Source organism: Mesobacterium hydrothermale (assembly GCF_035818635.1).
Classification (GTDB): Bacteria; Pseudomonadota; Alphaproteobacteria; order Rhodobacterales; family Rhodobacteraceae; genus Mesobacterium_A; species Mesobacterium_A hydrothermale.
The window spans coordinates 1-8,208 of record NZ_JAYLLH010000057.1 but is presented as its reverse complement, the minus strand read 5'-3'; the positions used below and the strand labels follow the sequence as shown (position 1 = coordinate 8,208).

Sequence of the window (8,208 nt, the reverse complement as noted above, 5' to 3'; positions counted from 1 at the left end):
GAGCGGCTGCAAATATAGCCTGATCTCAGAAGCGTCGGTGAACTTTGCGGTCCCCGGACGTTAATGTGACAATACCCTGCTCAGCGATAACGGATCAAGCTACATCTCGGGCGAACTGGCCGATTGGTTGGAAGATCGGCAGATGGATCATGTCCGGGGTGCCCCGTATCACCCCCAGACCCAGGGCAAGATCGAGCGCTGGCACCAGACGCTCAAGAACCGCATCCTATTGGAAAACTACTACCTGCCCGGCGATCTCAGGCAGAAGATCGACGCCTTCGTCGAACACTACAACCACCGGCGCTATCACGAGGGCCTGCAAAACCTCACGCCCGCTGATGTCTACTTCGGTCGCGGACAAGCCATTCTGAAACAACGAGAAAGGATCAAACGAAAGACCATCGAAACGCGACGCTTGCTTCACCGCAAATCCGCCGCATAATCAAAACAACCAGATGAGCCAGACCCTCTCTTAGATCACGCCGCCATCTGTCCCAAAATCCCTGACGACGGACAACATATGCATTTAGTCGCATATGTGGATTTTTGCCATCTTCCATTGATTTACCTCTGTTCCTTGCTATAATTCGAGTTGGAACGGTCAGGAGGCTAAGTATGAGCAGAACCCTACTGGGAGCCTTGATTGCTTTGTTCGGGACACCGGTTGCCGCAGAAGACGCCTTGTTGGGAGAAACCTTGGCCAACACCTGCGCGGGGTGTCACGGCACGATGGGTGTGCCAGCTGTGCCCTATATTCCTCCGCTTGCCGGCCTCACAAACGAGGAATTCATCCGCGCAATGGAGGCCTATCAGGACGGGACACGCCAGGCTACGATGATGAACCGCATTGCACCGGCTTTCAGCGACGAGGAAATAAAGGCCATGGCGGACTATTTTGCTGCGCTGCCGCGTCCCGACGTGACGCGGAGCACAATCCGAAACCGTCCGGGGAACTGACACATGAAAACCAATCGACGCGATTTTCTTTCTATTCTTGCAGCCAATGTGGCCATGACCGGGTTGGCGTCCGGCGTTCGCGCCCAGACAGGTGCAGCCCCGAGGGTCGTTGTCATTGGCGGAGGCACAGGTGGCTGCACCGCAGCCAAGTACCTCAAGATCGAAAATCCGAACTTGCATGTCACCGTGGTCGAACCAAACCGGCAGATTTATCGGTGCTGGGGGTCGAACGAGGTTATTACAGGCCACATTTCGATAGACGATATCACAGAAACGCACGATGCTCTTCGCGATCGGTATGGAATTGATTTCATCTATGACCGTGCCATTGCGGCTGATCCGGTCGCCCGTACCTTTACGCTGGCTGGTGGTGACGTGCTCTCTTACGACAGGGCGGTCGTGTCGGTCGGGGTCGACTTCAAGATGGATGCCGTCGAAGGTTACGATCAGGCGGCCGCAGATGGCCCCATCCCGCACGCCTATAAGGCCGGTGAACAAACGCTTCGCCTGAAATCTCAGATAGAAGCGATGCCTGAAGGCGGGACAATGGTGATCGTCCCACCACCAAATCCCTATCGCTGTCCGCCGGGCCCTTACGAGCGTGCCTCTCTGGTTGCCGAATATTTTCTGTGGGCGAACCCGACCGGCAAGGTTCTGATCCTCGATCTAAAGGATAAATTCACCAAGGATCAGCCTTTCATGCTGGGATGGAACCGTCTTTACGGGTTCAATATCCCGATGGAAAAGATGTCCGGGATGCCAGCGGACGTTCGGACCTATGACACGCCGGGACGGATCGAATGGGTTTCAGGCTCCAATGGCGGGCGAGTCGTCTCGATGGATCCTGGCAACATGGAGTTGACAATCGAGGCGGGCGAGACGATCCGCGCGGATGTGATCAACTACATCCCTCCCCAGCGTGCGAACACATTTGCGTTCGACATGGATCTGACAGACGGCGACTGGTGCCCGATCGACGCCGAAACGATGGAAAGCACCCGTCATCCCGGCATTCACCTTATTGGCGACATGACTATAGCCGGCGCGATGCCGAAATCCGGGTATTCGGCCAATACGCAAGCCAAGATCGCCGCCGCTCAGATCGCCCGCCTTCTTTCCGGAGAAACGTTGATCGAACCGACGTGGTCAAACGCCTGTTTCAGCCGTGTCAGCAACCAATATGGCGTTTCGATCGCCGACCAGTACCGACTGGACCGTGAGAATAACACCATCGTCAAGACGCCAGGTGCAGGTGGAATTTCTTCGTTGAATGCAACCCACCAAGTCAATCGAATGGAAGCCTTCTATCAGGCGGCCTGGATGGAAAACTTCGAAGCCGACGTCTTCGAGTAACAGGCGGCGCTCAACAATACTCTGCGGGGACAGAATGATATGGACGACCCTTACGAAAATGACCCGCTCAGGGTCGATACAGATGAAGCCAAAAGAATAATCGAAGGCTTTTCGCCCCGGGGCACCTTTGCGGTTCTTGCTATCTACGCGATTTGGTTTGCCCTGACCTGGCTTTATTTCTGGTATGGGCTGTTCCTGCCCGCCGGCCCCGTGAACTGAGGAGACTGGCATGGCATTTCACGTCGACAAGCTGGAAAAGCGCTGGATCTACATCATTGGCGGTCTGGTGGTGATGACATGGATTGTAATGGTCATGGGCGCGGCCCGGGACAACCTGCATCCGCCATCGAATGTCGAGGGCATCGACAGCGCGCGTCTGCATCTCGCGGAGGGTGTCGGTGGCGACGAGTTCTCGGAAGACAATATTGGTGTTCGCCGAGGTGATGACGGGATGCTGGAAGTGCGGATCGTCGCGGCGCGTTACGGATTCTATCCCCAGCGTGTAACCTTGCCACAAGGTGAGACATTTCGCCTCCGGATTGCGGCTTTCGACGTTTTGCATGGGGTCTACGTGCCCCAGACCAATCTTAATCTGATGGTTGTTCCCGGCTACATTAGCGAAATCGAAACGGCCCTGATGGAGGTGGGGGAGCAACCCTACGTCTGCCATGAATTCTGCGGTCCTGCCCATGCCCACATGTTCGGGCTCTTCAATGTCGTCCCTGCGGATGAGTTCACCTTACCCGGGGAGGGTGCCTGATGACTTCGGTAACTGATCACGACATCGTTGCGGGCGCTCCCATCGGTATGACCAAACAGGCCAACCGACTGGGCATGGCGAATATGTGGGTGGGCTTTGGAGCCTTCGCGCTTGCGATTCCGATGGGCCTATATCAGGTGGCCGAGCGTTCCGATCTGTTCCCCGCCGTCGAGAGTGCATCGCTTTACTACACGTCGGTCACGACCCATGGCGTTTTGATGGCCTATGTGCTGACGACATTCTTCATCATGGGGTACGGCTACCACTCCGCTATAAATTCGTTGAAAATGCCACTGCCTTCATCGGCATTTTCCTGGATCGGCTTTTGGATCGCGCTGATCGGGACAGCCCTCGCGGCCTGGACACTTCTGACCGGGCAGGCCTCGGTTATGTATACGTTCTATCCGCCTGAAATGGGGCATACGCTGTTCTATATAGGCGTTGCCGGATTGGTGATCGGATCGTGGTTCTGGTGCATCGACATGATCTGGATGATGGGCCGGTGGAAGCGCGCGAACCCGGGCATGGCCGTGCCGCTTGTGATGTTTGGCACGACGATCAATGCGCTGCTCTGGCTGTGGACGTCAATGGGCGCAACGCTGGAGATCGTGACACAAATCCTGCCCCTGAAACTGGGGCTGGTCGACGGGATCGAAGCAGGGCTTGCCCGCACCCTGTTCAGTTGGACCTTGCACGCCATCGTCTATTTCTGGCTGATCCCGGCTTACATCGCGTTCTACACTCTGATGCCCCAGCAAGCGAAAGCAAAGCTTTTCTCAGACGAATTCGCACGAATTGCCTTCGTGATGCTTTTCATCTTCTCGGTGCCGATCGGTTTTCATCACCTCTACATGGACCCGCAACAGGCAGCCGGCTGGAAGCTTCTCCATATGTTCGGCACCTACATGGTGGCCGTGCCGACGCTGATTACAGGGTTCACGGTCATGGCGACGCTGGAACTGTCGGGGAAGTTGCGCGGCGGCAGGGGCCTGCTGGGATGGATCCCCCGGATGCCGTGGCGCAATCCCGTGGTTCTCGCGTCGATTTTGTCGATGATGATGCTGACCTTTGGCGGCTTCGGGGGCGTTATCAACGCGTCCTATGCGCTGAACGCACTCGTGCATGATACGCAATGGGTCACCGGTCATTTCCACCTTATCTTCGGTGGCACATCCGTCATCATGTATTTTGCCGTCGCCTACTGGGCTTGGCCACGCATGACCGGACGGGCGTTGTTTTCGCGCAAACTGGCGCTCTGGCAGCTTTGGCTTTGGGCAATCGGCATGGTTGTAACCACGGGTCCCTGGCATGTTTTGGGCCTGCAGGGCCAGCCGCGCCGCGTCAATACCCTGCCTTACGGGGAGGAACTGAACGCGCTATGGACACCCTATGAAGCGATCATGCTGTCCGGGTCAGTTATTCTGACACTCTCCGCAATCCTGTTCATCGTGATCCTTGTCGGAACGCATATGACAACGCGCAAGGCCGAAACAACCGAGGTGGTTTATGCGACCGCGATCCACCAGCCGCTCAAGGTGCCAAACCTGCTGAACTCTCTCAGCTTCTGGAACTGGGCGATGCTGGCCTACATGCTGGCCAGTTACGGTTACCCGATCGTTCAATTCCTGTTTATCGAATCGCCACTGGCGGTCCCTTACGGATACTGAGGCATAGCGATGATGAAACAGACAGTGATCACCGGCTTTGCTCTCACGGCCATTTTCGGTTTGTCCGCCTTTGCGCAAGAAGGACCACCGGACCCGGAGAAGATGTTGGCCAGTCCATCCTCTAACGTGGCCTGGACCGAAGAGACGCTTCAACTCCTGGCCACGGCCGACCCTGCGCGAGGTGAGTCGGTGCATGGCGAACAGCTTTGCGCTTCGTGTCACGGTGACTATGGCATCGGCCAAAGTGAGAACTGGCCGAGCCTTGCGGGTCAGGTTCGCGGCTATATCTACAAAAGCCTCGTGGACTACCACGATTGGGAACGGTCCGTCGCCGAGGGCGGTGAATTGATGGGTTTCGTCGTGGAAGAACTGACCGAGCAAGATTTCGCCGACCTGGCGGCGTTCTTCGCCGCCCAAAGCCGGCCAGCAGCACAAAACGTAGAACTGACCGAAGAGCAATTCGCCATTGCGGACGGGCTGCACTGGTTGGGCGACCCAGACCGGATGATTCAGCCCTGTTCAGCCTGCCACGGTGAAACCGGCAAAGGCGTCTTCCCCAATTATCCGTCTCTCACGGGCCAATACGTCGACTATACCCGACTGCAGCTTCAACTATACCGGGATGGCGCCCGGCACAGCGATGTCTATGCACGGATGCGGACGCTTTCGGCCGAATTGACGGACGAGGAAATCGAAGCACTTTCGCTGTATTACGCCCAGATGGGCGAAGCACCGGTCGCACAGACCGCTGGAAACAACTGACATGGACCCGATCTGGACATACACGGTCACAGGCCTTTCGATGGCGGCTTTGGTGGTGTTCCTCGTCTATTTTGTCAGGCATCTGAGCCGCGACGAGTGAGCCATGGCGCCTGATGGCTCCACGCCCCAGACCACTCTGTGCTTCCATTGCACCAAGGCCGCGCTGCACCCAGTATGGGGCAGAGTCTTTGGGCATACCGAGACCTTTTGTTCCGAGGCTTGCCGCGACGTTGCCGCGCAGATTGATGCGGCGGGACTGACCGACTATTATGCGCACCGCAACGCACCGCCCGAGGACCGCTCCGAGCGCTTGCGCGCGACCGCCTTTGACGACGACCGGCTCGTCAACAGCTTTGTCAAGGACGGGCCTGCTGGCCGGAGTGCCGCCTTCCTTCTGGAAGGCGTGTCCTGTTCAGCCTGTATGTGGCTGATCGAACAACGGCTTCACAAGCTTGACGGTCTTGTTGATCTTCGGATGGACCAGACTGCGCGGCAAGCCTACGTGACCTGGGACCCTGACCAGCTCAAGGTCTCGGACATTCTCACGGCGGTGGACGAGATCGGCTTCACCGCCCATCCGTTCGATGCGACCCGCCGCGAAGCCTTGCAGGAGGAAGAAAAACGGCGCTCTGTCGAAAGACTGCTGTTTGCCGGGCTTCTGATGATGCCCGTCATGGGCTTCCAGATCGCAACCTATTGGCTTGGGACAGAGCCCGACGGCTCCCTTCCTCTGTTCCAGAAGGTCGGGCGATGGTTCGTTTTGGCTGTGACGATTGCCGTCCTTGTCTATTCGGGGCGGGATTTCTTCGCCGGCGCCTTGCGCGATCTGCGTCAGCGGCGCGCGGGCATGGACGTGCCTATCGTACTTGGCCTCGGCATCGCCTGGGCTGCGTCCGTGTGGTCCACGATCACTGCCTCGGGGCACGTATATTTCGACAGCATCGTGATGTTTGTGTTCTTTGTCCTGTCGGCGCGGATCTGGGAACTCTCCGCGCGCCGCCGCGCAGGGGCTGCCGTGGACCGCGTTCTCAAGATCATGCCGCAGGAGGTGACGCGGCTGACGGCAGATGGAGAAGAAAGGGTTCTCGTCCAGCACCTGTCGCCAGGCGACCGAATTCGGTTGTCACCCGGCGAAATCGTTCCCGTCGATGCGCGTCTCGATGGATGCGAAAGCCATTTCGACGAGGCCCTCATGACGGGTGAATCCGAACCTGTTGCCAGGCAGGCAGGGGAGCTTGTCATCTCGGGCGCCTGCAATATTGACCAGCCGATCCAACTGATTATCGAGAAGTCGCGCGACGACTCCACCCTTGCTGCCATGCAGGCTATGATCCGCCGAGGCATGTCGGAACGGCCCGCCTTCGCGATGGCCGCTGAACGGATCGCGCCATGGTTCGTGGCCATGGTCCTGTTGGTCGCAGCGACGACGGCGACGGCTTGGTTATTCATCGACCCGTCTCGTGCGGTGGAAAACACCGTTGCCGTCCTGATCGTGACCTGCCCCTGTGCGCTCGCCTTGGCCACGCCCGTGGCTCTTGCTGTCGCAGCCGGGCGCATGTCGGACAGCGGCATCCTGCCGATTCACATGGGGCAGATCGAGGCACTGACCCGGATCGACACCATCGCGTTCGACAAGACCGGTACGCTGACGATGGGCCACCCGACCCTGACCGCGCTGCACGGCACGGATCACCTTGGTTTGGCGGCCGCCATGGAGCGAGGGTCCGAGCACCCGATTTCGCAAGCAATCTGCGCCGCGGCAACGCTGCGCGGAGCGGATCTGCCCAGCATCGGCCCAGTGCGCAATCGCTTGGGTCAGGGACTGGAACTGCAGCATGAGGACGCGACGTGGCGCCTTGGATCGCTGACTTTTGTCAGCGAAGAAGTGCCGGCCTCCTTTCGGGAGGCAGTAAACGCCGGCCTTGCCAAGGGGGCAACGGTGGTCGGGCTGTCGCGCGACGGAGTGCTGGAAATGGTGCTCGAATTGCAGGACGGTTTGCGTCCCGGTGCGAGTGAGAGCCTTCGGGCCATCAGCAACACCGGACGGCAGATCGCAATCCTCAGCGGCGACAGACCAGAGACCGTGGCGCGATTGGCAGCGGATGTGTCCATTCCGGCGGAGGTTGCCCTTGGGGGCTTGAAACCGGAAGACAAGCTTGTCTGGGTGAAGGATCGTCAGGCCGAAGCCCACTGCATCATGATGGTCGGCGACGGTGTGAACGATGCGCCCGTCTTGTCGGCGGCGAATGTTTCTGTCTCGTTGTCGGAGGCGACGGACCTTGCCCGGCAGACTGCGGATTTCATCATCCTGACAGGCGAGATGACCGCGTTGAACCGGCTCATGACGCTCTCGGAACGCGCAACGTCCATCATTCGTCAGAACCTGTTCTGGGCGCTCACCTATAACCTAACCGCAATCCCTTTGGCCGCCCTTGGCTATATTCCGCCTTGGCTCGCTGCCATCGGCATGTCGGCATCCAGTTTCATAGTGGTCGGGAACGCCCTTAGGCTGGGGCGATAATGAAAGTGCAGGGCACACGGTGACTCTGTGACACTGGGACTGTTGCATAACTCTTATTGTCGCGTTGCCCCTAAATCTGAGACACGGCGCGTTTGGCGATATTTTTTGCCCTTAATTGTGAGATGAGGCTGTCATGGGGCCGGCGCTTTTCGCGCGCCTTTGCGCGATGTGATCAACCGCGGCAAGCA

At 58.3% G+C, this 8,208-nt stretch carries 7 protein-coding genes and 1 pseudogene; all 8 read left to right on the top strand.

What is annotated here, in order from left to right:
- Positions 1-76 precede the first annotated feature (76 nt).
- Positions 77-442, top strand: a pseudogene (locus VK792_RS19130) (integrase core domain-containing protein); the annotation flags it as partial.
- Between the two features lie 173 nt (positions 443-615).
- A complete protein-coding gene (locus VK792_RS19125; protein ID WP_326299495.1) occupies positions 616-957 on the top strand; it encodes a c-type cytochrome in 342 nt (113 codons plus the stop codon).
- Between the two features lie 3 nt (positions 958-960).
- Positions 961-2,310 (top strand): NAD(P)/FAD-dependent oxidoreductase, encoded by a 1,350-nt coding sequence (locus tag VK792_RS19120; protein ID WP_326299494.1) that lies wholly within the window; start codon positions 961-963, stop codon positions 2,308-2,310.
- 39 nt (positions 2,311-2,349) lie between these two features.
- Positions 2,350-2,529: a hypothetical protein gene (locus VK792_RS19115; protein WP_326299493.1), complete on the top strand. Its 180-nt coding sequence runs from the start codon at positions 2,350-2,352 to the stop codon at positions 2,527-2,529.
- Between the two features lie 10 nt (positions 2,530-2,539).
- The gene (locus VK792_RS19110; RefSeq protein ID WP_326299491.1) at positions 2,540-3,070 is read left to right on the top strand and encodes a cupredoxin domain-containing protein; all 531 of its coding nucleotides are present in this window, start codon (positions 2,540-2,542) and stop codon (positions 3,068-3,070) included.
- Positions 3,070-4,737 carry a cbb3-type cytochrome c oxidase subunit I gene (locus tag VK792_RS19105; protein WP_326299489.1) on the top strand — a complete coding sequence of 556 codons (1,668 nt, stop codon included), beginning with the start codon at positions 3,070-3,072 and terminating at the stop codon, positions 4,735-4,737. Before VK792_RS19110 ends, VK792_RS19105 begins: the two co-directional genes overlap by 1 nt.
- A 12-nt stretch (positions 4,738-4,749) precedes the next feature.
- Positions 4,750-5,499, top strand: coding sequence for a c-type cytochrome (locus VK792_RS19100; RefSeq protein ID WP_326299488.1), 750 nt, complete (start codon positions 4,750-4,752; stop codon positions 5,497-5,499).
- A 103-nt stretch (positions 5,500-5,602) separates the two neighbouring features.
- Entirely contained in the window at positions 5,603-8,020 is a 2,418-nt protein-coding gene (locus tag VK792_RS19095; protein WP_326299487.1) for a heavy metal translocating P-type ATPase, read from the top strand.
- The last annotated feature ends 188 nt before the right edge of the window (positions 8,021-8,208 follow it).

Excerpts from the sequence above, each read along its gene's own strand:
- VK792_RS19110 (WP_326299491.1), top strand. The coding sequence starts at position 2,540 with ATGGCATTTCACGTCGACAAGCTGGAAAAGCGCTGGATCTACATCATT.
- VK792_RS19115 (WP_326299493.1), top strand. The coding sequence starts at position 2,350 with ATGGACGACCCTTACGAAAATGACCCGCTCAGGGTCGATACAGATGAA.
- VK792_RS19105 (WP_326299489.1), top strand. The coding sequence starts at position 3,070 with ATGACTTCGGTAACTGATCACGACATCGTTGCGGGCGCTCCCATCGGT.
- VK792_RS19120 (WP_326299494.1), top strand. The coding sequence starts at position 961 with ATGAAAACCAATCGACGCGATTTTCTTTCTATTCTTGCAGCCAATGTG.
- VK792_RS19095 (WP_326299487.1), top strand. The coding sequence starts at position 5,603 with ATGGCGCCTGATGGCTCCACGCCCCAGACCACTCTGTGCTTCCATTGC.
- VK792_RS19100 (WP_326299488.1), top strand. The coding sequence starts at position 4,750 with ATGAAACAGACAGTGATCACCGGCTTTGCTCTCACGGCCATTTTCGGT.
- VK792_RS19125 (WP_326299495.1), top strand. The coding sequence starts at position 616 with ATGAGCAGAACCCTACTGGGAGCCTTGATTGCTTTGTTCGGGACACCG.